19 protein-coding genes and 2 tRNA genes are annotated in these 24,265 nt (G+C 71.8%); 14 read left to right on the top strand and 7 right to left on the bottom strand.

Features of this window, described 5'->3' with window-relative positions; translation table 11 throughout:
• Positions 1-58 precede the first annotated feature (58 nt).
• A complete protein-coding gene (locus tag FXF65_RS31735) occupies positions 59-2,623 on the bottom strand; it encodes a Tex family protein (protein ID WP_222868830.1) in 2,565 nt (854 codons plus the stop codon).
• Positions 2,624-2,873: 250 nt separating this feature from the next.
• Between FXF65_RS31735 and FXF65_RS31730 the strand changes: the two genes are divergently transcribed.
• Positions 2,874-4,181 (top strand): sensor histidine kinase, encoded by a 1,308-nt coding sequence (locus tag FXF65_RS31730; protein WP_246199261.1) that lies wholly within the window; start codon positions 2,874-2,876, stop codon positions 4,179-4,181.
• Complete coding sequence (locus FXF65_RS31725) at positions 4,133-4,777, top strand: LuxR C-terminal-related transcriptional regulator (protein WP_148353715.1); 645 nt, start codon at positions 4,133-4,135, stop codon at positions 4,775-4,777. The genes FXF65_RS31730 and FXF65_RS31725 overlap by 49 nt, the downstream gene beginning before the upstream one ends.
• 61 nt (positions 4,778-4,838) lie before the next feature.
• Here FXF65_RS31725 and FXF65_RS31720 read toward each other — a convergent pair whose 3' ends face one another.
• Positions 4,839-5,258, bottom strand: a complete 420-nt coding sequence (locus FXF65_RS31720) for a cupin domain-containing protein (RefSeq protein ID WP_148353714.1) — start codon at positions 5,256-5,258, stop codon at positions 4,839-4,841.
• A gap of 61 nt (positions 5,259-5,319) precedes the next feature.
• Here FXF65_RS31720 and FXF65_RS31715 point away from each other — a divergent pair, with 61 nt between their 5' ends.
• Together FXF65_RS31715 and FXF65_RS45990 are read left to right on the top strand one after the other, a co-directional pair.
• On the top strand, positions 5,320-5,895 hold the full coding sequence (locus FXF65_RS31715; protein WP_148353713.1) for a MarR family winged helix-turn-helix transcriptional regulator: 576 nt from the start codon (positions 5,320-5,322) through the stop codon (positions 5,893-5,895).
• Between the two features lie 195 nt (positions 5,896-6,090).
• Positions 6,091-7,929, top strand: a complete 1,839-nt coding sequence (locus tag FXF65_RS45990; RefSeq protein ID WP_148353712.1) for a glycosyl hydrolase family 18 protein — start codon at positions 6,091-6,093, stop codon at positions 7,927-7,929.
• Between the two features lie 149 nt (positions 7,930-8,078).
• Here FXF65_RS45990 and FXF65_RS31705 read toward each other — a convergent pair whose 3' ends face one another.
• A complete protein-coding gene (locus tag FXF65_RS31705; RefSeq protein WP_148353711.1) occupies positions 8,079-8,657 on the bottom strand; it encodes a YceI family protein in 579 nt (192 codons plus the stop codon).
• Positions 8,658-8,789: 132 nt separating this feature from the next.
• Here FXF65_RS31705 and FXF65_RS31700 point away from each other — a divergent pair, with 132 nt between their 5' ends.
• Both FXF65_RS31700 and alaS read left to right on the top strand, forming a co-directional pair.
• A complete protein-coding gene (locus tag FXF65_RS31700; RefSeq protein ID WP_148353710.1) occupies positions 8,790-9,155 on the top strand; it encodes a winged helix-turn-helix transcriptional regulator in 366 nt (121 codons plus the stop codon).
• A gap of 179 nt (positions 9,156-9,334) precedes the next feature.
• Entirely contained in the window at positions 9,335-11,959 is a 2,625-nt protein-coding gene (gene alaS, locus FXF65_RS31695; protein WP_148353709.1) for an alanine--tRNA ligase, read from the top strand.
• Between the two features lie 40 nt (positions 11,960-11,999).
• Here alaS and FXF65_RS31690 read toward each other — a convergent pair.
• Positions 12,000-12,076, bottom strand: a tRNA-Pro gene (locus tag FXF65_RS31690).
• Between the two features lie 130 nt (positions 12,077-12,206).
• Here FXF65_RS31690 and FXF65_RS31685 point away from each other — a divergent pair.
• A tRNA-Gly gene (locus FXF65_RS31685) sits at positions 12,207-12,277 on the top strand.
• A 111-nt stretch (positions 12,278-12,388) separates the two neighbouring features.
• On the opposite strand, the gene FXF65_RS31680 is transcribed toward FXF65_RS31685, so the two are convergent.
• Entirely contained in the window at positions 12,389-12,664 is a 276-nt protein-coding gene (locus tag FXF65_RS31680) for a hypothetical protein (RefSeq protein ID WP_148353708.1), read from the bottom strand.
• A gap of 108 nt (positions 12,665-12,772) precedes the next feature.
• Here FXF65_RS31680 and FXF65_RS31675 point away from each other — a divergent pair, with 108 nt between their 5' ends.
• Both FXF65_RS31675 and fdh read left to right on the top strand, forming a co-directional pair.
• Positions 12,773-13,510, top strand: coding sequence for a VOC family protein (locus FXF65_RS31675; protein WP_148353707.1), 738 nt, complete (start codon positions 12,773-12,775; stop codon positions 13,508-13,510).
• 79 nt (positions 13,511-13,589) lie between these two features.
• Positions 13,590-16,841 carry a formate dehydrogenase gene (fdh, locus tag FXF65_RS31665; RefSeq protein WP_187412598.1) on the top strand — a complete coding sequence of 1,084 codons (3,252 nt, stop codon included), beginning with the start codon at positions 13,590-13,592 and terminating at the stop codon, positions 16,839-16,841.
• Here the strand turns inward: fdh and selA are convergent.
• The gene (gene selA, locus FXF65_RS31660; protein ID WP_148353704.1) at positions 16,838-18,166 is read right to left on the bottom strand and encodes an L-seryl-tRNA(Sec) selenium transferase; all 1,329 of its coding nucleotides are present in this window, start codon (positions 18,164-18,166) and stop codon (positions 16,838-16,840) included. The genes fdh and selA overlap by 4 nt on opposite strands.
• A gap of 90 nt (positions 18,167-18,256) precedes the next feature.
• Here selA and FXF65_RS31655 point away from each other — a divergent pair, with 90 nt between their 5' ends.
• From FXF65_RS31655 to FXF65_RS31635, 5 genes are all read left to right on the top strand, one after another.
• Positions 18,257-18,778 (top strand): MarR family winged helix-turn-helix transcriptional regulator, encoded by a 522-nt coding sequence (locus tag FXF65_RS31655; protein ID WP_148353703.1) that lies wholly within the window; start codon positions 18,257-18,259, stop codon positions 18,776-18,778.
• Positions 18,775-19,617 carry an EamA family transporter gene (locus FXF65_RS31650; RefSeq protein ID WP_222868829.1) on the top strand — a complete coding sequence of 281 codons (843 nt, stop codon included), beginning with the start codon at positions 18,775-18,777 and terminating at the stop codon, positions 19,615-19,617. Before FXF65_RS31655 ends, FXF65_RS31650 begins: the two co-directional genes overlap by 4 nt.
• 80 nt (positions 19,618-19,697) lie before the next feature.
• On the top strand, positions 19,698-20,879 hold the full coding sequence (locus FXF65_RS31645) for an MFS transporter (protein ID WP_148353702.1): 1,182 nt from the start codon (positions 19,698-19,700) through the stop codon (positions 20,877-20,879).
• A 151-nt stretch (positions 20,880-21,030) separates the two neighbouring features.
• Positions 21,031-22,332, top strand: coding sequence for a family 2 encapsulin nanocompartment cargo protein terpene cyclase (locus tag FXF65_RS31640; RefSeq protein ID WP_222868828.1), 1,302 nt, complete (start codon positions 21,031-21,033; stop codon positions 22,330-22,332).
• A 73-nt stretch (positions 22,333-22,405) separates the two neighbouring features.
• Positions 22,406-23,260 carry a geranyl diphosphate 2-C-methyltransferase gene (locus FXF65_RS31635; protein WP_148353701.1) on the top strand — a complete coding sequence of 285 codons (855 nt, stop codon included), beginning with the start codon at positions 22,406-22,408 and terminating at the stop codon, positions 23,258-23,260.
• 64 nt (positions 23,261-23,324) lie between these two features.
• Here the strand turns inward: FXF65_RS31635 and FXF65_RS31630 are convergent, their stop codons facing one another.
• Positions 23,325-24,113 (bottom strand): helix-turn-helix domain-containing protein, encoded by a 789-nt coding sequence (locus tag FXF65_RS31630; RefSeq protein WP_148353700.1) that lies wholly within the window; start codon positions 24,111-24,113, stop codon positions 23,325-23,327.
• Positions 24,114-24,265: the final 152 nt, after the last annotated feature.

Raw genomic sequence — 24,265 nt, 5'->3', positions numbered from 1 at the left:
ACACCCCGGCCAGAACCTCGGCCGGGCGCCCGTCAGCCGCTTCGCGAATCCGGTCGGGTCAGCGGCCCTTGCGTCCGTCGCCGGGGAGGCCCTTGTCGAGGCCCGCACGCCGCAGCGCGTCGGCCATGGCGCCGCCGCCGGAGGAGCCGCCGCTCCCCTGGGCGTCGCGCCCGCGCCCGCTGCGCTGCCCGCCGCCGCCCTGACCGCCGCGCCCGCCCTGGCCGCCCTGCCCGCCGCGTGCACCGCCCTGGCCACCGCGTCCGCCGCCGCCCTGACCGCCGCCGCGCTGGTTCTGGCCGCCGCGGCTCTGGCGCGCGCCGCCGCCCTGCTGACCACCCTGCTGACCGGCCTGCTGGCCGCCCTGGCGTCCGCCGCCCCTGCGGGGCTCCTGGCGGTCGCGGCCGGGCTCGTCGTCCAGGCGGAGCGTGAGCGAGATGCGCTTGCGCTGCAGGTCGACGTCCAGCACCTTCACCCGGACGATGTCGCCAGGCTTCGCGACCTCGCGCGGGTCGGACACGAACTTGTCGGACATCGCGGAGATGTGGACGAGCCCGTCCTGGTGGACGCCGACGTCCACGAACGCGCCGAACGCGGCGACGTTGGTGACGACCCCCTCCAGGATCATGCCGGGCTCCAGGTCGCCGAGCTTGTCGACGCCCTCCTTGAACGTGGCCGTCTTGAACGCCGGACGCGGGTCGCGCCCCGGCTTCTCCAGCTCGGCGAGGATGTCGGTGACGGTCGGCAGCCCGAACACGTCGTCAACGAAGTCGGACGGCCTGAGCGAGCGCAGCGCGCCCGAGTTGCCGATGAGCGCCTTGATGTCGGCGCCGACCGCGTCCAGGATCCGCCGGACGACCGGGTACGCCTCCGGGTGCACGCTGGACGCGTCGAGCGGGTCGTCCCCGCCGGGGATGCGCAGGAACCCGGCGCACTGCTCGAACGCCTTCGGGCCGAGCCGCGGGACGTCCTTCAGCCCGCCCCGGCTGCGGAACGGACCGTTGGCGTCGCGGTGCGCGACGATGTTCTCCGCGAGTCCCTCCCCGATCCCGGACACGCGGGTGAGCAGCGGCGCGGACGCGGTGTTGACGTCCACTCCGACGGCGTTCACGCAGTCCTCGACGACGGCGTCGAGCGAGCGCGACAGCTTCACCTCGGAGATGTCGTGCTGGTACTGCCCGACCCCGATCGACTTCGGGTCGATCTTGACGAGCTCGGCGAGCGGGTCCTGGAGGCGGCGGGCGATGGAGACGGCGCCGCGCAGCGACACGTCCATGCCCGGCAGCTCGCGGCCCGCGTACTCCGACGCCGAGTACACCGACGCGCCCGCCTCCGACACCATGATCTTGGTGAGCTTGAGGTCGGGGTGCCGGGCGATCAGGTCGGCGGCGAGCTTGTCGGTCTCCCTGGACGCGGTGCCGTTGCCGATGGAGACCAGGTCGACATTGTGCTCGCGGGACAGGCGGGCGAGCGTCTCGATCGACTCGTCCCACTTCCGGCGCGGCTCGTGCGGGTAGATGGTGTCGGTGGCGACGACCTTGCCGGTCGCGTCCACGATCGCGACCTTCACGCCGGTGCGCAGGCCCGGGTCGAGGCCCATGGTGGAGCGGGTCCCGGCGGGCGCGGCGAGCAGCAGGTCGCGCAGGTTGGCGGCGAACACGCGGACGGCCTCGTCCTCGGCCTCCTGGCGCAGCCGGGCGCGCAGGTCGATGCCGAGGTGGACGAGGATCCGGGTGCGCCACGCCCAGCGGACGGCGTCGTTCAGCCACTTGTCGGCCGGGCGCCCCTGGTCGGTGATCTGGAACCGGCGCGCGATCTCGGCCTCGTAGGAGCTGCGGGCCGCCGGGGCGTCGTCCGGCTCGTCCTCCGGCTCCAGGTCGAGGTCGAGCACCTCTTCCTTCTCGCCGCGGAACAGCGCGAGGACGCGGTGCGACGGCAGCTTCGCGAACGGCTCGGCGAACTCGAAGTAGTCGGCGAACTTCGCGCCCGCCTCCTCCTTGCCCTCGCGGACGCGGGAGAGCATCCGGCCCCGGTTCCACATGCGCTCGCGCAGCCCGCCGATGAGGTCGGCGTCCTCGGCGAAGCGCTCGACGAGGATGGCGCGGGCGCCCTCCAGCGCGGCGGCCGCGTCGGCGACGCCCTTGTCGGCGTCCACGTAGCCGGCGGCGGCCGCCTCCGGGTCGTTGGACGGGTCGTCCAGCAGCAGCTCGGCGAGCGGTTCGAGCCCCGCCTCGCGCGCGATCTGCGCCTTGGTGCGGCGCTTCGGCTTGTACGGGAGGTAGACGTCCTCCAGCCGGGCCTTGGAGTCGGCCGCCATGATCTGGGCCCTGAGCTCGCCGGTGAGCTTGCCCTGCGACTCGATCGACTCCAGGATCGCGCCGCGCCGCTCGTCCAGCTCGCGCAGGTAGCGCAGCCGCTCCTCCAGCGCGCGGAGCTGCGCGTCGTCGAGCGCGCCCGTCGCCTCCTTGCGGTAGCGGGCGATGAACGGGACGGTCGCCCCGCCGTCGAGCAGGTCCACCGCGACCCGCACCTGACCCTCGCGGACGCCGATCTCCTCGGCGATCCGCTGGGTGACGGGCCGCGGGCCCTCGTGTCCGGTGGACGTCTGGCTGATGGTCGCTGTCACAGCTTGGTTCGCTTTCTCCCCTGGATGTCGCCGTTGCATTGTCCAGGGATCCGGGCCCGTTGTCTTGTCGACCGCAGTGTCGGTCGCCTTCCCGCCTGCCCGTGACCGCGCGGTCACGGACTGGGGCGGGGTAGGGGGAACTCCCCCAGGGGGTGCCGGTGAATGGGGGCTTAGCACCACCGATCCCTGGACGGCCACCGAACACAATGATGGGGTCGGACTGCCGGGGAACGCACCCATGGAGGAACACGTGAGCGACAGCGAGCGCCTCGCCGAGCGACTCGGAGGGTACGCGCGGCGTGCCTTCGTCGGCCTCGTCCGGGGCGTGATCCAGATCGTCCTGGCGTTCACGGTGAACCTGCCGCTGTTCATCCTCGCCGTGCTGTCGATCGCGTTCATCCCGCTCGGCGTGGGCGTGCTGCTGGCCCCGGCAGTGTTCGGCGCCATCAGGTCGATCGCCAACCAGCAGCGGGTGTGGGCGGACGAGTGGTACGGAGTGCGGATCGCCGTCCCGTACCGGGCGGAGCCCGCCGGGGGCCTCGGCCCGTTCGCGCGGCTGGGCCGCCTGCTCACCGACCCGGCCACCTGGCGCGACCTCCTGTGGTCGTTCCTGAACGTGCCGGTCGCGCTCGTCCTCGGGATCTTCGGCGGCGGGCTCGTCCTGTACGGCCTGGAGGGCGTGTTCGTCGCGCCGTGGCTGTCGATCGTCACCGCCTACGGCTGGGGCCCGTTCTGGCCGCTGGAGGACTGGGGCGCGGTCGGCATCGTCGGGTCCGTCGTGCTGGGCGCCGGGCTGATCGCGGTGTCGGTCCCGGTCGGGCCGATGTTCATGAAGGCGCACGCGCTGTTCTGCCAGTCACTGCTCTCCCCCACCCGCGCCGCGCTGACCGAGCGCGTGCAGCAGCTGACCGAGACCCGGTCGGAGACGGTGGACGCGTCCGCCGCCGAGCTGCGCCGCATCGAGCGCGACCTGCACGACGGCGCGCAGGCCCGGCTCGTCGCGCTGAGCATGAACATCGGGCTCGCCGAGGAGATGATGAAGCACGACCCGGAGACCGCGCAGCAGCTCCTCGCCGAGGCCCGCGCCGCGAGCGGGACGGCGCTGACCGAGCTGCGCGACCTCGTCCGCGGCATCCACCCGCCGGTGCTCGCGGAGCGGGGCCTCGACGGGGCCGTCCGGGCGCTCGCGCTCGGCCTGCCGCTGCCCGTCGACGTCCAGGTCGACCTGCCCGGACGCGCCGACGCCCCGGTCGAGTCGGCGGCCTACTTCGCGGTCGCGGAGATGCTCGCGAACGTCGTCAAGCACTCCGCCGCTCCACGGGCCTGGGTCCAGATCGAGCACACCGGCGACCGGCTCCTCATGATCGTCGGGGACGACGGGACGGGCGGCGCCGACCCCGCGCGCGGGTCCGGCATGCGCGGGATCGAGCGCAGGCTGGCCGCCTTCGATGGCACGATGGCCGTGACGAGCCCGCGCGGCGGGCCGACCGTCGTGACCATGGAGCTGCCGTGCGCGTTGTCATCGCCGAAGATCTCGCCCTCCTCAGGGACGGGCTGATCCGCCTCCTCGGCGCCTTCGACTTCGACGTGGTCGAGGCGGTGGACAACGGGCCCTCGCTGCTGCGGGCGCTCACCACGCACCGTCCGGACGTGGCGGTCGTGGACGTCCGCCTCCCGCCGACGTTCACCGACGAGGGCCTGCGGGCCGCGCTCGCGGCCCGCAAGGAGATCCCCGGGCTGCCGGTGCTGGTGCTGTCGCAGCATGTCGAGCAGCTCTACGCGCGCGAGCTGCTGTCCGACAGCGGCGGCGGCATCGGCTACCTGCTGAAGGACCGCGTGTCCGACGTCAAGGTCTTCGTCGAGGCGGTGCGCCGGGTCGCCGGCGGCGGCACCGCCCTCGACCCGGACGTCGTCTCCCAGCTCCTCACCCGGCACGCCCGCGAGGAGCCGCTGCAGCAGCTCACCCCCCGCGAGCGCGAGGTGCTCGGCCTGATGGCGGAGGGACGGTCCAACGCGGCGATCGCGGCGAAGTTGTTCGTCACCGAGAAGGCGATCAGCAAGCACACGAACAACATCTTCGGCAAGCTCGGGCTGCCGCAGTCCGAGGACGACAACCGCCGCGTCCTCGCCGTCCTCGCCTACCTGGGCGCCTGAGCCATCGGCCCCGGCCGTGTCGGCAAGCCCGTGTCAGCGAGCCCGCGTCAGCAAGCCCGTGTCATCGAGCCCACGGCGGGACGAGCCGCTCGGCGCCCTGCGGGGCGATGTCGCAGCGCGTGTCGTCCACGAGCTTCTCCGGGTCGTAGGCGAGGCATCCGGCGTGGGCGGCGACCACCGCGGTGAAGCCGGCGTCCGGCCGGGTCGTCATCTGGCGCGGCACGTCGGCGGGCAGGACGAGCGTGTCGCCGGGGCCCGCCTCCAGCGTGCGCCCGTCCAGGTCGATGGACACGGTTCCGGTGAGGAACGTCCAGACCTGCTCGGTGTCGAAGGCGTGCAGCGGCCCCGTCCGGCCGGGCGCGAAGTCGACGCGCCAGACGGCGATGCCCTCGGTGCCGCCCTGGGTGGGCGTGGCGGACGTCGTCATCGTGCCGTTGGGCGTCTCGGTGCGGCGGCTCTCGGCGGCGCGGATGAGCGTCATGGTTCCCGATCCCCTAAGTTAGACAATGTGGTTGTCCATATAGTCAATGAGGTTGTCTTTTATGTCAAGCGACCGTGACCTCGGCGAGCCCGCCGAGCCCGCCGAGCCCGCCGAGCCCGCCGAGCCCACCGAGCCCGCCGAGCCCGCCGAGCCCGCCGAGCCCGCCGAGCCCGCCGACGCGCCCGGATACGAGCTGCCCCTGCGGCTCTTCCTGGCCTTCCGCGGGATCGTCGACGAGCTGAACGCCGAACTGGCCCGGCAAGGGCACCCCGACCTGCGCCCCATGCACGGCTTCGTCTTCCAGGCCATCGGCCCGCGGGGCACGACCGCGGTCGAGCTCGGCCGCAGGCTCGGCGTCTCCAAGCAGGCGGCGGGCAAGATGATCGAGTCGCTGGAGCGCGCCGGGTACGTCGAGCGCGGCGCCGACCCGGTCGACGCGCGGCGTAAGATCGTGCGGCTGACGGCGCGCGGGACCGACTCGCTCGACCGCGCCGCGCTGATCTTCGAGCGGATCCGGGACGACTGGGTCCGGCGGCTCGGCGCGGACCGCGTCCGGGCGCTGGAGCACGATCTTCGGCAGGTCACGCCCGCCGATCCGTGGCGGCTCGACGTCCCCGGTTGGTTCGGCGCGGGTTGAGATTTCTTTGCGAGGTTCCGACCCATATGTGCCCAGGCAGCCGCTTAGACCACCCCGTGCGGGGCGATCACGGCGCGCGCAAGCCCTTGAACGCACCGTTCCACCCGGTTACCATCCACCCAATTCTTAGGAAAGTTTCCTAAGAGTTGCTGGGAGATTCCTGTTTGTTTCGGGGGCCGGACCGAACGGAGAATCATGTCAAGACCGGGCGGACGGCGAGCGATCGCGCTCGTCGGCGCAGCTACTCTGGCGGTCGGCACCGCCCTGCTCTCGGCGCCGCCGGCGTCGTCGGCGGGGACGGTCACCGCCACCTGTACGAAGACCTCTGACTGGGGCGCGGGCTTCGGTGGCACGTGCACAGTCACGAACGGGACGAGCGCCGCCCTGAGCGGGTGGAAGGTCGAGGGCGACCTTCCTTCCGGCACTTCCGTGACCTCTGTGTGGGACGCGACCAAGACCGTCTCCGGGAACCACTACACCTTCAGCAGCCTCGGGTGGAACGGCGCGGTCGCCGCCGGTTCCAAGGCCACCTTCGGCTTCAACGGCACCGGCTCCGGCTGGTTCACCGGCTGCAAGATCAACGGCCTGGCCTGCGACGGCACCGGCGACCCGGGCGGTCCCGGCGACGACACCGAGGCTCCCTCCGCTCCCTCCGGCCTGCGCGTCACCGGCAAGTCCGCCACCAGCGTCTCGCTCTCGTGGACCGCCTCCACGGACAACGTCGCCGTGTCCGGCTACGACGTCTACAACGGCAGCACCAAGGCCACCTCGACCACGGGCACCAGCACCACGGTCAGCGGTCTCTCTCCCAAGACCGCGTACACCTTCAGCGTCAAGGCCAAGGACGCCGCCGGGAACGCCTCCGCCGCGTCCGCCACCGTGTCGGCCACCACCGACGACGGCGGCGGCAACGGCACCGCCGGCGACAAGGTGATCGGCTACTACACCAACTGGGGCGTCTACCAGCGCAACTACCACGTCAAGAACATTGAGACGAGTGGTTCGGCCAGCAAGCTGACCCACATCAACTATGCGTTCGGCAACGTCCAGGGCGGCCGCTGCACCATCGGCGACTCCTACGCCGACTACGACAAGGCGTACGGCGCCGACCAGAGCGTCGACGGCGTGGCCGACAACTGGGAGCAGCCGCTGCGCGGCAACTTCAACCAGTTGCGCAAGCTGAAGGCGAAGCACCCGAACCTGAAGATCCTCTGGTCGTTCGGCGGCTGGACCTGGTCCGGCGGCTTCGGCCAGGCGGCGCAGAACCCGGCCGCGTTCGCCGACTCCTGCTACAACCTCGTCGAGGACAAGCGCTGGGCGGACGTGTTCGACGGCATCGACATCGACTGGGAGTACCCGAACGCCTGCGGCCTCTCCTGCGACACGAGCGGGCCGGACGCGTTCAAGAAGCTCCTCGCCGCGGTGCGCGCCAAGTTCGGCTCCGGCAACCTGGTCACGGCAGCCATCACCGCCGACGCCAGCAACGGCGGCAAGATGGACGTCACCGACTACGGAGGCGCCGCGCAGTACGTCGACTGGTACAACCCCATGACGTACGACTACTTCGGCGGCTGGGACGCGAAGGGACCGACGGCCCCGCACTCCCCGCTCACGTCCTACCCGGGGATCCCGCACGAGGGCTTCAACACCACCGACACGATCGCCAAGCTCAAGGCCAAGGGCGTTCCGGCCAACAAGCTCCTGATCGGCCTCGGCTTCTACGGCCGCGGCTGGACGGGCGTCACGCAGTCCGAGCCCGGCGGCACCGCGACCAACCCCGCACCCGGCACCTACGAGGCCGGGATCGAGGACTACAAGGTCATCAAGTCCAGGTGCCCCGTGACCGGCACGGTCGCCGGAACCGCCTACGCCAAGTGCGGCGACCAGTGGTGGAGCTACGACACGCCGTCCACCATCGGCGGGAAGATGAAGTACGCGGGCGCCGAGGGCCTCGGCGGCGCGTTCTTCTGGGAGCTCAGCGGCGACACCACGAACGGTGAGCTCATCTCCGCCATCAAGAACGGTCTCGGCTAAGCCGCGTCCGTCAAGAACGGTCTCGGCTGAGCTGTTCGCAGAGGGGGTCCTCCCAGCCCCTTCAGTACAGCCGAGACATCGGGCCCCTGACCAACCGGACGCCGGTCAGGGGCCCGCCCTTTTTGTTCCCGCGCGGTGCGGCCGCGCCGTCAGTCCGTCTGGAGGACGGCCTGGATCTCCAGGACGACCTGGATCTTGTCGCTCAGCGCCAGCCCGCCGCCCGGGATGGTCGTCCCCTCGCCCACGCCGAACTCGAGCCTGCTGATCTCGCCGGTCGCGGTGAACCCGGCGCGGGCGCCCTTGAACGGGTCGTCCTGGCGGAACGGGTCTGGGCCGAAGCCCTCGGGGACCAGGTTCAGCGGGATCTCCTTGGTCAGCCCGCGCAGGGTCAGCTCGCCGTCGAGCACGAAGCCGTCCCTGCCGGGACGGAGCCCGGTCGAGCGGTAGGACATGCTCGGAAACTTCTCCACGTCCAGGAAGTCGGCGGACCTGACGTGCTCGTCCCGCTGGGCGTTGCCGGTGTCGATCGAGGTCAGGTCGATGGTCGCGGCGACGGACGAGTCGAGCGGGTCGGCGCCGGTGGTGATCGTCCCCTCGAACGTCCCGAACCGGCCGCGCACCTTGCTGACCATCATGTGCCGGATCGTGAAGCCGACGCCGGAGTGGGCGGGGTCGATCGTCCACGTGCCGGCGACGTAGCCGGGGACCTCGACAAGCTCGGCAGTCATCGTGTCTCCTAAGGTTATGAAAGGTAAGGCGGTTCCGATCAGGAACCGTGGGGCGCGCCTCCATGGTGCGGACGCGCTCGGCCCCGGCACAAGAAGGCACTTTTTCCTGCCCTGGTCACCTGGAGAGAACCGATGGAGTACACGGCGGATCGCTGCCGCGCCCGCGAGACCCTCGACCGGGTCGGCGACAAATGGTCGCTGCAGGTCATCGCGCTGCTCGGCGAGCGCACCAAGCGGTTCACCGAGCTGAAGCGCGAAATCGACGGGATAAGCCAGCGGATGCTCACCGTCACGCTGCGCGGATTGGAGCGCGACGGCATCGTCACGCGCAAGGTCTATCCGGTGATGCCGCCGCGCGTGGAGTATTCGCTGACCGAGATGGGCGCGACGTTGATGGACGCGGCCAACACCCTCGTCTGCTGGGCGGAGAGCCACCTGGCGGAGATCGACGCCGCCCGCGCCGCCTACGACGCGCGCGCCGCCGACCCGGAGGCGTGAAGGCGGGCGGGCCGCGAAATGGGCGTGCCGTCGCGGTCCGCGTCGCGTAGCGTGGAAGGCGATGGACTTTCACGAGGTGGGACGGCGAGCTAGCCGCGCCGAGCTGGGGGACGAGCAGTCGTGCCCGGCCCGGCTCGGCGGTGTGCGCCGTCATCCCATCGACCTCGTGAGGCCGTCCCATGCGCTCTGCTGACATTCGCTCGGCATTCCTCGACTTCTTCCAAGACCGCGACCACCGGGTCGTGCCGTCCAGCCCGCTGATCCCGTCCGACCCGACGCTCCTGCTGGCCAACGCGGGCATGAACCAGTTCAAGCCGTACTTCCTCGGGGAGACGGCGCCGGAGCGTCCGCGGGCGGTGTCCGTGCAGAAATGCGCGCGGACGTCCGACATCGAGAACGTGGGCCGCACCACGCGGCACGCGACGTTCTTCGAAATGCTCGGCAACTTCTCCTTCGGCGACTACTTCAAGGCCGAGGCGATCTCCTGGGCGTGGGAGCTCTTCACGCGCCATTACAACCTCGACCCGGAACGCCTCTGGGTGACCGTTTACCTGGACGACGACGAGGCGGCGCGGATATGGCGGCGCGTCGGCGTCCCCTCGTCGCGGATCCAGCGCCTCGGAATGGAGGACAACTACTGGTCGATGGGCGTTCCCGGGCCGTGCGGGCCGTCCTCGGAACTGCATTACGACCGGGGCCCGTCGTTCGGCCGCGAAGGCGGGCCCGCCGTGGACGGCGAGCGCTACCAGGAACTGTGGAACCTCGTCTTCATGCAGAACCTCCGCGGGGAGGGGACGGGCAAGGGCGGATATCCGATCCTGGGCGAGCTGCCCGCGAAGAACATCGACACCGGGCTCGGGCTCGACCGGCTCGCCACCGTCCTCCAGGGCGTGGACACGGTGTGCGAGACGGATCTGCTCGCGCCGACGTTCCGGCTCGTCCAGGAAATGGCGGGCCGCGAATACCCGGGACGCGACGGAAGCGAAGAGTCGACGTCGTTCCGGATCGTCGCGGAGCATTCGCGGTCGGTCGCGTTCCTCATCGCGGACGGCGTCCTGCCCGCGCGGGACGGCCGCGGCTACGTGCTGCGCCGCCTGATGCGCCGCGCCGTCCGGCACGCGCGCAAGCTCGGCATCGACGAGCCGGTCCTGCCGGATCTGACGGCCAGCGTCATCGGAAACCTCGGCAAAACCTGGCCCGAGCTGACCCGGCAGGAGGACCTCATCCGGCAGGTCGTGTCAGCCGAAGAAGAAGGCTTCGAGCGGACACTCCGCCAGGGCTCCCAACTCCTCGACGCGGCGATCGCCCGCGCGAGCAGCACGATCTCCGGGCGCACCGCGTTCGAGCTGCACGACACCTACGGCTTCCCCATCGACCTCACCGTCGACGCGGCGCGCTCGGCGGGCCTCACCGTCGACGAGACCGAATTCGCGGATCTGCTCGAAGATCAGCGCCGCCAGGCGCAGCAGGCGGGCCGGGGCCGCAAGGGCGACGCGGTCGCACGCGCGGACGCCTACCGGCGGATCACGGCTCAGCATGGCCTCACCGACTTCGTCGGCCACTCCGCGACAAGAGCGGAAACAAACGTCCTCGCACTCCTGGACTCCAGCGGTCCCCTCCAGAGCGCGGTCGAGGGCGACGAGGTCGAACTGATCCTGACGCGCACGCCGTTCTACGCGGAGTCCGGCGGCCAGGTCGGGGACACGGGCGTAGTGCGCACCTCGTCCGCGAAACTCCAAGTGCTCGACACCCAACTCGGCCTGGACGGCCTGCACGTGCACACCGTCCGCGTCCTGGAGGGCGAGGTGCGCCCCAGCACGGGGGCGGAGGCGGTCGTCGACGCGGACCGCCGGGCGGCGACCGCGCGCTCGCACAGCGCGACCCACGTCCTGCACGCGATGCTGCGCCGCCACCTCGGCGACCACGCGGCACAGCGCGGCTCCCGCGTCGAACCGGGACGCCTCCGCTTCGACTTCGCGCACTTCTCGTCCTTCGACACCGAACCCGTGCAGACGCTGGTCAACGACTACCTGCTGGATGATCCCAACGTCCGCGTGTGGGAGGCGTCCCGCGCCGAGGCGGAGTCGGCGGGGGCGTACGCGCTGTTCGGCGAGAAGTACGGCGACTCCGTCCGCATCGTGGACATCGGCGACGCGTCCCGCGAACTATGCGGCGGGACGCACGTCGGCCACGGCTCCCAAGCGGGTCCGGTCCACATAGTCGGCGAGTCGTCCATAGGCACCGGCCTGCGCCGCATCGAAGCCCTCACCGGCTCAGACGCCCTACGCCACTACGACCACCAACAGGCGCTCCTCACCGAACTAGCGGAGTTGCTGAACGTCCGTCCCGACCAGGCACCGGAAAAACTGCGCCAACGCCTGGAAACTCTGACCGAGACCCAACGCCACCTGGAAACCCTGCACCGCGCCGAACTGGACGCGCACGCAGAACGCCTAGCCTCCGAGGCCAACCCAGTCCCCGGCGGCTGGCTCCTAGCACGCTCGATCCCCGCCCTCACCAGCACCGACCTCCGCACCATCGCGACCGAGATCCTCACCCGCCGCGGCCCGCGCGGCATCGTCATCCTCGGCACGACGACCGACGAAAAAGCTGCGCTGGTCGCCGCGACGAACACCACCATCCAGGCCCGCGACGTCCTCACCACCGCGGCGCGCGAGGTAGGCGGCGGCGCAGGCGGCAAGGGCCCACTGGCGAACGCGGGCGGCCGCCACCCCGACCGCCTCCCCCACGCACTCAGCACGGCGGCGTCGGAGGCCCGCTCGATCCTGGCGGCACTCCCCTAACCAGAACGGGCCGCCCGGAAAACCGGGCGGCCCGCTCCGTTGGTCGGGCTGGCGGGATTCGAACCCACGACCCCTGGCACCCAAAGCCAGTGCGCTACCAAGCTGCGCTACAGCCCGCACGTCACGACGACGCGAGAAGTCTAGACCCGATCCGCCACGGCCCGCTCGGCCTCCCGCGGGCACGCCCACCCCCGCGAACCCTGTACGCTACGGGATGGCGACGGAGGTCTCACACCCTCATTCGCACGCGGGCGTAGCTCAATGGTAGAGCCCCAGTCTTCCAAACTGGCTACGCGGGTTCGATTCCCGTCGCCCGCTCCGGTGTTTCCCCGGGGTCAGCGTTATGCAGGACGCTCCATTTCCCGGTGCTTCAGTCACGCTTACGGTGGCGCTGCGGAAGTCCGCCTTAAGGCCAGGTCAGCGGCAGGATTAGCCGGGCTCCTCTGCTAGGCCCATGGCGAAGGCGAACGTCGCCACGAATTCTCGGTAAGCCGGGTCCGGCTCGCTTGCAGCCAGGTCTGCCAGCTCGGCGGTGAGCCGCAGTTTGTCTGCGCCGGAGAGTTGGTTCAGGAGGTAGCCGGCGTACTCCTGTTGTTTGAGCGCCGTGTCGTTGTCCAGGACCGTCTCATCGCAGACCTCGAAGAACCATGTGTACGCCACTACGGCCTTGAGTAGCTGCGTGAGCAGCTGAGGGGATTCACTCATTCCCGTATCCCACCAGGCTCGGCCGACAGCGCGTCACGGGGCTGACCTGGGGCCCGGGAATGTTGCGTTGGAGCTCGTCAGTGTCGCCCGCGACTACGATCGGGGCGTATGGGGTTGCGGCTTGTTCAGGTGAATTTCAAGGCTCGGGACGACTCGGCGCTCGGACGGTTCTGGGCGGACGTGCTCGGGTGGGGCGTTTCCAGTGAGGGGCCCGGCGTGACCAACGTCGAGCCTGTGGGGTTCGACTGGCCTGATCCGACGGCGGTGTGCGTCGATTTCGTGACCGTCCCGGATCCGGAGACGGTTAAGGATCGGGTGCATCTCGATCTCGCCACTACGTCTGAGGCCCATCAGGTGGAATTGGTCGCGCGGCTGGAGGGACTGGGGGCGACGCGAGCCGATGTGGGGCAGGGGGACGTCCCGTGGACGGTCATGGCCGACCCTGAGGGCAACGTGTTCTGCGTGCTGGAGCCTCGGGAGGTCTACCGGGACACCGGGCCGATCGCCGCGGTGGTAGTCGACTGCGCGGATCCGCGGGCCATGGCCCGGTTCTGGGACGAAGCTCTGGATTGGACACTGCACGAGCTGACCGACGAGCATGCGGTGCTGCGTGCGAGCGAGGGCGTCGGGCCGTACCTGGAGTTCCTTCGCAAGCCCGGCGAGAGGGCGTGGTGGAACCGCGTCCACATCGATGTGCTGCCGTCCCCCGTCGAGGACAAGGACGCGGAGGTGGCCCGGTTGCGGAGCCTCGGCGCTACCGACCTCGACGTCGGTCAGGGTGACGTGCCGTGGACGGTCCTCGCCGATCCGGAGGGCAACGAGTTCTGCGTCCTCGGCCGAGGCTGAGGCGACGGCCCGCAGCGGTGTTTCGCTCGGGGGGCGTCGGGTAGGTGGCACGGCGCGCCGAGGTGAGGGGTGGTGTGACGTGGGCGTTCGCACTTGGATCGGGTCGTGGCCCGTCTACCGCCAGTTCACCGGTGACGACCCGCTCGGGCGGGGTGCCGCTGCTAAGAGCGCGGGATCCGAGCGGATCAAGGCGCGGGTGAGCACGGCCGACAAGGTCGTGAAGTCCGTCTGCCCGTACTGCGCCGTCGGTTGCGGGCAGGACGTCTACGTCCAGGACGGCAAGGTCACCCAGATCGAGGGCGACCCGGACTCACCGGTCAGCCGGGGGCGGCTGTGCCCGAAGGGCTCGGCCAGCCTCCAGCTGACCACCGGGTCCGCCCGCGAGTACCGGGTGCTGTACCGGCGCCCGCACGGCACGGAGTGGGAGCCGCTCGACCTCGACACCGCGATGGACATGATCGCCGACCGGGTGATCGAGGCCAGGCGGCAGGGGTGGCAGCAGGAGGAGGACGGCGTCCGGGTGCGGCGCACGCTGGGCCTCGCGAGCCTCGGCGGCGCGACCCTGGACAACGAGGAGAACTACCTGATCAAGAAGCTGTTCACCGCGCTCGGCGCGGTGCAGATCGAGAATCAGGCCCGCATTTGACACTCCTCCACCGTTCCCGGTCTGGGAACCTCGTTCGGACGCGGCGGCGCGACCACCTTCCAGCAGGATCTGCAGAACGCTGACTGCATCGTCGTCCAGGGCTCGAACATGGCGGAATGCCATCCGGTCGGGTTCCAGTGGGTGATGGAGGCGAAGGCTCGCGGCGCGAAGCTGGTCCACGTCGACCCCCGGTTCACGCGGACGAGCGCCGTGGCCGACGCGCACGTACCGCTGCGCGCCGGTAGCGACATCGCGTTCCTCGGCGGGATCGTCAACTACGTCCTGCAGAACGAGAAGTACTTCCGCGACTACGTCGTCGCGTACACGAACGCGCCGATGATCCTGTCGGAGGACTTCCGCGACACCGAGGACCTGGACGGCGTGTTCTCCGGCTTCGACCCGGAGAAGCGCGTGTACGACCACACGACCTGGCGGTACGCGGGGATGAACGTCCAGTCGGCGGCCGGTGAGCGGGACATGCAGTGGGACGAGCGCGCCCCGGCCGTGTCCGAGGCGGGACGCGGCGAGGCGCACGGCTCGGGCGGCGCGGCGATCGGCGAGGGCACGCCGGAGCGCGACCTGACGCTGGAGCATCCCCGGTGCGTGTTCCAGGTGCTCAAGCGGCACTATTCGCGGTACACGCCGGAGATGGTCGAGCGGATCTGCGGCGTCTCGCAGGACCGGTTCCGCGAGGTCTGCGAGCTGATCGCGGAGAACTCCGGGCCCGACCGGACCACGGCGTTCGCGTACGCGGTCGGCTGGACGCAGCACACGGTCGGCGTCCAGTACATCCGGACGGCCGCGATCCTCCAGTCACTGCTGGGCAACATCGGACGGCCGGGCGGCGGGATCCTGGCGCTGCGCGGGCACGCGTCCATCCAGGGCTCGACGGACATTCCGACGCTGTTCAACCTGCTTCCCGGATACATCCCGATGCCGCACGCCCACACCAACGAGAACCTGGACGCGTTCGTGCAGGCGGAGTCGGCGGAAAAGGGCTTCTGGGGCAACATGCGCTCCTACATCGTCAGCCTGCTGAAGGCGTACTGGGGCGACGCCGCGACGCAGGACAACGACTTCTGCTTCGACTACCTGCCCAGGCTGACCGGATCGCACAGCACGTACGAGACGGTGATGGCCCAGATCAACGGCCTGTGCAAGGGCTACTTCCTGATGGGCGAGAATCCGGCGGTCGGGTCGGCGAACGCGAAGCTCCAGCGGCTCGGGATGGCGAACCTGGACTGGCTGGTCGTCCGCGACTTCTCGCTGATCGAGTCCGCTACGTGGTGGAAGGACGGCCCGGAGATCGAGACGGGCGAGATGCGCACCGAGGACATCGGCACCGAGGTGTTCTTCATGCCCGCCGCCACGCACACCGAGAAGGACGGCAGCTTCACCAACACGCAGCGGATGCTGCAATGGCACCACCAGGCCGTGGAGCCCGCCGGGGAGGCGCGCAGCGAGCTGTGGTTCATGTACCACCTGGGCCGCATCATCCGGGAGAAGCTCGCCGCGTCGACAGAGGAGATGGACCGTCCGCTGCTCGACCTCGCCTGGGACTACCCGACCCAAGGGAGGCTGGACGAACCCGACGCCGAGGCCGTCCTCGCCGAGATCAACGGGCGGGACGCCGACGGGAACCCGCTGTCGTCCTACACGCAGCTCAAGGACGACGGGTCCACGTCGTGCGGCTGCTGGATCTACTGCGGCTGCTACGCGGACGGCGTCAACCAGCCCGCCCGCCGCAAGCCCGGCTCCGAGCAGAGCTGGGTCGCGCCGGAGTGGGGCTGGGCGTGGCCGATGAACCGGCGCGTCCTGTACAACCGCGCGTCCGCCGACCCTGACGGCAACCCGTGGAGCGAGCGCAAGGCACTCGTGTGGTGGGACGCCGACAAGGGCAAGTGGACGGGTCATGACGTGCCCGACTTCGTCGCCGACCGTCCGCCCGACTACCAGCCGCCGGACGACGCGACCGGCCCGGACGCGCTCGCCGGGGACGACCCGTTCATCATGCAGGCGGACGGCAAGGCGTGGCTGTACGTCCCGGCCGGACTGACGGACGGCCCGCTCCCCGCGCACTACGAGCCGCAGGAGTCGCCGTTCACGAACGCGCTGTACGGGCAGCAGCGCAACCCCGTCCGGCATCTGCTGCCGCCGCATCCGGACGACCGGTTCGCGCCGAGCGACGGCGCGCCGGGCGCGGACGTGTTTCCGTTCGTCGCGACGACGTACCGGCTCACCGAGCACCACACGGCAGGCGGGATGTCGCGCTGGCAGCCGTACCTGGCGGAGTTGCAGCCGGAGTTCTTCTGCGAGGTGTCGCCGGAGCTGGCGGCCGAGCGGGACCTGGAGCACGGCGGCTGGGCGACGATCGTCAGCCCGCGCAACGTGGTCGAGGCGCGCGTCCTGGTCACCGACCGGATGGCTCCGCTCACCGTGGACGGGCTGACGCTCCACCAGGTCGGCCTCCCCTACCACTGGGGCCCGAACGGCTACAGCAGGGGCGACGCGGCGAACGAACTGCTGCACCTCGCGCTGGACCCGAACACCCACATCCAGGAGGCGAAGGCGCTGGCGGTCGACATCCGTCCGGGACGGCGCCCGCGCGGGCGGGACGCGGCGGCGCTCGTCCGCGAGTACCGGGAGCGCGCCGGGATCACCGCCGACACCGGCACCGAGCTCTAGCGCGCGAGCCCGACGGCCCGGACGATCTCGTCGTCGTCGCCCGGCGGGACCGCGCGCAGGTCGAGCAGGCAGCGGCCGTCGTCGACGCGTCCCATCACGGCGGGCGCGCCGAGCCGCAGCCGGGCCGCGTACGGCTCGGGCAGCGACACGGCCGCGCTCGGCAGGACGACCCCGGGCGCGCCGCCGCCGCCGACCGCCGCCTCGCTCGCGACGGGCCGCGCGTCCACCCCGGCGTCGCGGAGCCGGGCGGCGAGGCGTTCGGCGCGCTCGCGCAGCGCCCCGACGTCGGCGTGCAGGGCCAGCGCGGTCGGGGTGGCGGGGCCGCGCAGGGTCGCCTCCAGCGCGGCGAGCGTCGTCTTCCCGGCCCGCAGCGCCCGCGCGATCGGATGGCGAGCGAGCCGCCGGACGAGGTCCGCGCGGCCGAGGGCGATGCCGCACTGCGGGCCGCCGAGCAGCTTGTCGCCGCTCGCGGTGACGAGGTCCGCGCCGGATTTGAGCATGGACGCGGCGTCCGGCTCGTCCGGCAGCAGCGGCTCGGGGGCGAGGAGGCCGGAGCCGATGTCCGCGACGACGGGGACGCCGAGTCCGGCCAGCTCTGAGACGCCGGCGCCGCGCGTGAAGCCGGTGACGCGGAAGTTCGACGGGTGAACCTTGAGGATGAAGCCCGTCTCGTCGCCGATCGCCTCGGCGTAGTCGCCGGGGGTCGTCCGGTTGGTGGTGCCGACCTCGCGCAGCCGGGCGCCGGTCGCGGCGAGCAGCTCGGGGATGCGGAAGCCGTCCCCGATCTCCACCATCTCGCCGCGGCTGATCACGATCTCCCGGTCGTGCGCCAGCGCGGACGCGGCCAGCACGAGCACCGCCGCGCCGTTGTTGACGACGTGCGCGGCCCCCGCCTTCGGCACCCGCTCCAGGAGCGCGTCCAGGACGGACCGTCCGCGCCGCGCGCGGCGTCCCGTCTCCAGGTCGAGCTCGACGTCGGTCGGGCCGGACGCCATGGCCGCCGCCTCGCGGGCCGCGTCCGAGAGCGGCGCGCGCCCGAGGTTCGTGTGCAGCAGGACGCCGGTCGCGTTGATCACCGGACGCAGCCCGGACGCGGTCGGCGGCAGCGCCGCGACGGCGGCGTCGGCCACCGCGTCCGGCGGGATCTCGCCGTCCCGGGCGCGCCGCTGCGCCGCGCCGATCGCCGCCTTCACCACGCCTCGGCCGAGACGTCCGGCCGCCAGCGCGAGCCGCGGCTCGGCGAGGAGGACGTCGGTGCGGGCGATCCGCCGCCGCGCGTCCTCGCCCATCGGCGCGGGCGCGCCGGGCGCGGCTTCACGATCCATCGGGCGACCTCCGCGGTGTTTCCGCCAGCATCGCATGCGCGGCACGCCGCGCCGGGACCGGCGCGCGCCGAGATGTATCATGCATGAGTCATGCATGATGAACGGTTGGCGAACCTGCTGGGCGCCGCGTCGCTGGCGGTGACCGACCTCGTCCTCGCCGGGACGACGGCCGCCGGACGAGTGAGCGCGAGCGGCGCGGCGGCGCTGATCGTCCTGGCCGAGGAGCCGGGGCTGGGCGTCACCGAGCTGGGCAGGCGGGTCGGGCTGACCCAGTCCGCCGCCGCCCGCATGGTGGACGGCCTCCGGGACGCCGGGCTCGCGCGGCGCCGTCCCGGCGGCGGGCGCGCCGTGGAGGTGCGGCTGACCGCGAAGGGCGAGGACGCGGCCCGCCGCATGCTCACCGCGCGGGGCGCGCCGCTGGCCGACGCGCTGGCCGTCCTGGACGGCGGCGAGCGCGAGGCCCTCACCGTCATCCTCGGCAAGCTCCTGGCCCGCCTCTACGAGACGATCGGCGACTCGGACGTCATGTGCCGGTTCTGCGACCGGCGCTGCTGCACCGAGGGCGCGGTCTGCCCGGTCGGCCAGGCCGAGCGGGACGCGGGAGGCGCGTGACCGGCCCGCTCCTCGCCCTCGCCTCGGCGCTCCTCTACGGCGTCGCGGACGTCTGGGGCGGTCTGCTGGCGCGGCGTTCCGGCTTCGCCGCCGTCGCGTTCCTGGGCCAGGCCGGAGGGCTCGTGTTCGCGGTCGTGGCCGCGCTGCTCGTCTCCGCCGACGGCGTCGAAGCCGCCGACCTCGGCTGGGGCGCGGCGTCCGGCGTGGGGACGGGCCTCGCGATGGTGTTCCTCTACCGGGGCATCAGCCTGGGGAACCTGAGCGTCGTCGTCCCGGTCAGCGCCGTCGGCGGGGTCGCGCTGCCGGTCGTCGCGGGCGTCGTGTTCCTCGGCGACCGTCCGCCGGCGGCGTCGTGGGCCGGGATCGCGGTCGTGCTGCCCGCACTGTGGCTCGTGTCCCAGTCGCGTTCGGACGAGCGCGGCCCGGTGCGCGCGGCCCTCGTCAACGGGCTCGTCGCCAGCGTCGGCATAGGGGTCCAGTACCTCGCCCTCGCGCAGGCGGGCGAGGGCTCGGGTCTCTGGCCGGTCGCCGCCGGACGGGTCGCCGCCGTCCTCGCCGTCGCGCCGATGATGTGGCCGTCCGATCAGCGCCTGCCGTCCGGGAGGGCGTGCCTCTGGTCGGCGCTGAACGGCGGGCTCGCGGCGGCGGCGCTCGTCTGCTACCTGCTCGCCACGCGGGAGCAACTGGTCGTCGTCGCGGTCGTGCTGTCCTCGCTGTACCCGGTCGTGCCGGTGCTGCTCGGCGTCACGGCGCTGCGCGAGCGGCTGTCGTGGCCGCAGGCGGCCGGGCTGGCCGGGGCGGGCGCCGCCGTCGTCCTTCTGACGCTCGCCTCCTCCTGACGCTCGCCTCCTCCTGACGGCCGCGTCCTCGTGAGGGCCGAATAAACGGGGGCGGTCCGCGTGCTTCTACCGTGATGGGCATGAGCGAGGCACTTCGTGGCAAGCAGGACGTCGGCGGCAGGCGTCCGCGACTGGTGGGCAGGCGACTGGCGCTCGTCTTCGCCGCGACCTTCGCGAGCCTGACGGGCGTCTTCCTGCTGCTGTCGGTCGTCCCGATGTACGCGTCGGCGTCCGGGGCGGGCGGCGTCGGCGCGGGGCTCGCCACGGGCGCGCTGATGCTGTCCACGGTGCTCGCCGAGCTGGCCCTCCCCCGGCTGCTCGCGCGGTTCGGGTACCGGCCGGTGTTCGCGGTCGGCCTGGTGCTGCTGGGGCTGCCGCCGATCGCGCTGGTCTTCGCGTCCGACATGGCGACGATCACCGTGGTGAGCCTGGTCCGCGGGCTCGGCTTCGGGGTCTCGGTGGTGGTGACGAACGCACTGGTGGCGGCGATTGTCCCGGCGGAGCGGCGGGGCGAGGCGCTCGGCCTTTTCGGGCTCACCGCCGGGCTGCCGACCGTCCTCGCGCTGCCGCTCGGCGTCTGGCTCGCCGGGCACGTTGGCTACACCCCGGTGTTCCTCGCGGGCTCGGCCGTGACGCTCGCCGCCCTCGCGACGCTGCCCGGCCTGCCGAGTCTCCGGCCCGAGGCGACCGGGCAGGCGTTCGGCATCGTCGCCGGGCTGCGGACGGCGGCGCTGCTGCGTCCGGCCGCCGCGTTCGCCGCGACCGCGATGGCGGCGGGCATCCTCGTCACGTTCCTGCCCGAGGCCGTCCCGGACGGGCGCGTCGCGGCGGCGGCCCTGCTCGTCCAGCCCGCCGCGACCACCTTCACCCGCTGGTGGGCCGGACGCGCGGGCGACCGCCACGGCGCCGGACGCCTCCTCACGCCCGCGCTCGTCGCGGCGGCGGCCGGGGTCGCGCTGCTCGTCCTGGTGCCGAACCCGGTGGCCGTCCTCGTCTCGATGGCGCTGTTCGGCGCGGGCTTCGGCATCGCCCAGAACGTGAGCCTCGCGGTGATGTACCAGCGGGTGCCGCCGTCCGGCTACGGGACGGTCAGCGCCGTCTGGAACATCGGCTACGACGGCGGCATGGGCGCGGGCGGCGCCGCGTTCGGGGTGATCGCGGCGCAGACCGGCTATCCGCCCGCGTTCGCGCTCACCGCCGCGGTGATCGCCCTCGCGGTGCCGCTGACGCTGTCCCGGCGCGTACCCAGACGCCGGAAATGACCCCTGACGGGTGGTTACATGCTGTCACCCTCAGGCAAGGCGATGCCCGGTTGTAGTCGTGGTGAAGCTGTGAGTAACTGGTCCCCGGGAGTCCGGACGGCTCTTCGCGAGGAGCGGCCGTCCACCGCAATGACCAGCGAGGGGACCGACCATGGACGACATCGCGGAGCGGGTGACCCGGCTCCTGTCCGGCCCGTCCGGGCTCGGCACGTCGGCGGCGCGCATCACGGACCTGCTGAGTCCGGGCAAAGGGACGCCGTCATGCCCGCCCGCCTGTCCGCCCGCCACCGAGCCGGCGGGCGGCACGACGGAGGCCCCACCTACCGAGCCCCCGACCGAGCCCGCCGACGGGCCTACCGACCTACCTACGGACGCGCCTGAGGACCCGGCCGCCGGGCTTCCGGCCGACGCGCCGCTCCCGCCCACCCGGCCGCTACCGAGCCCGACCCGCAAGGGCGGCCACTTCTCCCCCGGCTACGCCGAGCGGGAATGGGGCGACGGCTCCCTGTCGCCGCTGTACCTGCCGGTGACCGCCCGCGTCGACGACGACCTCGCCCGCGTGGTCAACGACCGGCTGGTGGCCTGGGCGGAGGAGGTCGGCATCTACGCCGACCAGATCGACCAGTTCCGCGAGACCGGGTTCGGGCGGCTCGCCGTCCTCGCCCACCCCGAGACCGACGACGTCGACGCGCTACTCCTCGGGGCCAAGATGAACGCCGCCTGGTGGGCCAGCGACGACTACTACGCCGACGAGACCGACCTCGGCGCCTCCCCCACCAAGCTGCCGCCCCGCCTCGCGCTCGTCACGTCCGCGATGGACCCGCCGCCCCCCGCGGGCCGGTACACCGCGCAGCTCGAGGAGGCGATCCGCGCCGACCCCGTCCTGATGGCGCTGCGCTCGGCCACCGACCACGCGCGGCGGCTCGGCACGCCGTCGCAGATCATGCGGCTCTGCAACATCACCTCCCAGATGTACGTGAGCTGGACGGCCTACGCCGCCTGGCGGCACCTCGGCGAGCTGCCCCAGGTGTGGCGCTACCTGGCCGCCCGGCAGCACGACAGCTTCTACACCTCGATGACGCTGATCGACATCGTCGGCGGCTACTACCTCGACGCGAACCTGTTCTTCGAGCCGCGCGTGCACCGCGCGGTGATGCAGGCCGGCACCGCGGCGGTCATCGTCAACGACCTCCACTCGGCGGAGAAGGAGGCGGCCGACGACCTGCCCGACTGCAACGTCGTGCTGCTGATCGCCGAGGAGGAGGGCTGCCCGCTGCGCGAGGCCGCGGAGGTCGCCATCGCGCTGCACAACGACTTCGTCCGCGGCTTCGAGGCCGCGCAGAAGGAGCTCGCCGTGCTCCCGTCCCCCGAGCTGCAGCGGTTCCTGCTCGGCGTCCAGGGCTGGATGGCGGGCGGCTTCGAATGGCACCAGGGCAGCCGCCGCTACCAGTGACCCCCGCCCCGCCCTCCGACCCGCCCCGCCCTCCGACCCGCCCCGACCACCCTCCGAGAAAGGATCACCACGTATGGCCTCTACCACGGGCAGCCAGGTTCTGAGCAGCCTCTACCAGCACTCGGTCGCCGACTACTGGAACGCCGAGAGGAACCCGGTCAACCTGCGGCTGGGCGAGGTGGACGGGATCTACCACCACCACTACGGCATCGGCGTCGTCGACTGGACCGTCCTCGACGGCCCGGCCGAGACCCGCGAGGAGCGGACGATCGCAGAACTGCACCGGCTGGAGACCGCCCAGGCGGAGCTGCTGATGAACCATCTGGGCCCCGTGCACCCGTCCGACCGCCTCCTCGACGCGGGGTGCGGTCGCGGCGGCTCCAGCCTCATGGCCAACCAGCGGTTCGGCTGCCGCGTGGACGGGGTGTCGATCTCCGAGTCCCAGGTCGAGTTCGCGACCGAGCAGGCCGCCCGGCGCGGCGTCGACGACAAGGTGGGCTTCCACTTCAAGAACATGCTCGACACCGGCTTCGAGACGGGAGCGTTCCAGGCCATCTGGAACAACGAGAGCACCATGTACGTCGAGCTCGGACTGCTGTTCGCCGAGCACTCCCGACTACTACGCCGCGGCGGCCGGTACGTGACCATCACCGGCTGCTACAACGACGCCTACGGGCTGCCGTCGCGCGCCGTGAGCGAGATCAACGCGCACTACATCTGCGACATCCACCCGCGCAGCACGTACTTCAAGGAGATGGCGGCGAACCGGCTCGTCCCGGCGAGCGTGATCGACCTGACCCCGGCCACCATCCCCTACTGGGAGCTGCGGGCGAAGTCCTCGCTGACCACCGGCATCGAGGCGGCGTTCCTCGACGCGTACAAGGGCGGCAGCTTCCAGTACCTGCTGATCGCCGCCGACCGCGTCTGACCGTCCCCGAGGCTCGGCCCGCCACCGTCGCCGGTCGCGGGCCGAGCCCTTTTCGCGGCGGCGTTCAGGCGTGCCCGGGCGAGGACGACGATCCGGGCTCTTCGCGACCGGGCTCTTTACGGCCAGGGTCGGTGTGGCCCGGTTCCGTGAGGTCGTGCTCGGCGAAGCCCGGCTCGGGGAGGCCCGCCTCGGCGCGGTCCGGTTCGGGAGCGTCCTGCCGGGGACGGCGCGGCACCGCGTCCGGCGAGCGGGGCGCGAGCTCCTCGCCGCGGCCCGGCCCGGCGGCGCGCCGGCCGTCGCCCGCGCCCTCGGCGAGCAGGCCGGACGTCTCCAGGTACTGGAAGCCGCGGGGGGTGATGTCCCAGGCGTTGTGCCGCCACTCCTTGCGCCGCCACACGAGCCCCGCGGACAGCAGCCGGCGTCCGACCCGGCTGACCTCGGTCTCGTCGGTGCCGAGCGCGGCGGCGAGCTGCTTGTTCGACAGGCCCTGGCGGCGGTGGACGGCGACGAGGAAGCGGGCGGCGTGGCTCTCCGGCCGGAGCCCGAGCTGCAGCCCGGACGGCAGCCGCCGCAGCGCCCAGTGGACGACGTCGATCAGCCCGAGGATCCGGCCGCGCTGCTCGCGCTGCGCGCCGTCCAGGCCGGTGACGTCGAGATAGTGGCGGTGGAGCCACTGCAGCCCGTCCTGGCATTCCACGAGGGCGGGTTCGTCTGCGCTCAGCGAGGCGTCGGTGATCAGCATCCCGAGGGCGCTGAAGTGACCGTCGCTGATGACCTTGGCGTGTTCCATCGAGTCGATGAGACGCCGGACCTCCGTCCGGCGGTCACGGGCGGAGGCGGTAACAGCGCTCATGGTCACACTCCTGGAGTAGGCGAGCACCGTTGGACCACTCCAGAGTGCGTCCATGCCAAGTGATTGTCAAGTGACCCAGTCCTCAGTATCGCCAGAAGGACGTATGTGTAGCGGAGGACGCTGAAAGCCGGGCCCTGGCAGAGTTAACATCG

Source organism: Actinomadura syzygii (assembly GCF_008085905.1).
Lineage (GTDB): Bacteria > Actinomycetota > Actinomycetes > Streptosporangiales > Streptosporangiaceae > Spirillospora > Spirillospora syzygii.
The sequence above is the reverse complement of the archived record's forward strand: the minus strand, read 5'-3'. Positions and strand labels throughout refer to the sequence as shown.

Bases quoted from the DNA above. Each gene is read 5' to 3' on its own strand.
- FXF65_RS31720 (WP_148353714.1), bottom strand. From the start codon at position 5,258: ATGACGCTCATCCGCGCCGCCGAGAGCCGCCGCACCGAGACGCCCAAC.
- FXF65_RS31715 (WP_148353713.1), top strand. From the start codon at position 5,320: ATGTCAAGCGACCGTGACCTCGGCGAGCCCGCCGAGCCCGCCGAGCCC.
- FXF65_RS45990 (WP_148353712.1), top strand. From the start codon at position 6,091: ATGTCAAGACCGGGCGGACGGCGAGCGATCGCGCTCGTCGGCGCAGCT.
- FXF65_RS31705 (WP_148353711.1), bottom strand. From the start codon at position 8,657: ATGACTGCCGAGCTTGTCGAGGTCCCCGGCTACGTCGCCGGCACGTGG.
- FXF65_RS31700 (WP_148353710.1), top strand. From the start codon at position 8,790: ATGGAGTACACGGCGGATCGCTGCCGCGCCCGCGAGACCCTCGACCGG.
- alaS (WP_148353709.1), top strand. From the start codon at position 9,335: ATGCGCTCTGCTGACATTCGCTCGGCATTCCTCGACTTCTTCCAAGAC.
- FXF65_RS31680 (WP_148353708.1), bottom strand. From the start codon at position 12,664: ATGAGTGAATCCCCTCAGCTGCTCACGCAGCTACTCAAGGCCGTAGTG.
- FXF65_RS31675 (WP_148353707.1), top strand. From the start codon at position 12,773: ATGGGGTTGCGGCTTGTTCAGGTGAATTTCAAGGCTCGGGACGACTCG.
- selA (WP_148353704.1), bottom strand. From the start codon at position 18,166: ATGGATCGTGAAGCCGCGCCCGGCGCGCCCGCGCCGATGGGCGAGGAC.
- FXF65_RS31655 (WP_148353703.1), top strand. From the start codon at position 18,257: ATGCATGATGAACGGTTGGCGAACCTGCTGGGCGCCGCGTCGCTGGCG.
- FXF65_RS31645 (WP_148353702.1), top strand. From the start codon at position 19,698: ATGAGCGAGGCACTTCGTGGCAAGCAGGACGTCGGCGGCAGGCGTCCG.
- FXF65_RS31640 (WP_222868828.1), top strand. From the start codon at position 21,031: ATGGACGACATCGCGGAGCGGGTGACCCGGCTCCTGTCCGGCCCGTCC.
- FXF65_RS31635 (WP_148353701.1), top strand. From the start codon at position 22,406: ATGGCCTCTACCACGGGCAGCCAGGTTCTGAGCAGCCTCTACCAGCAC.
- FXF65_RS31630 (WP_148353700.1), bottom strand. From the start codon at position 24,113: ATGAGCGCTGTTACCGCCTCCGCCCGTGACCGCCGGACGGAGGTCCGG.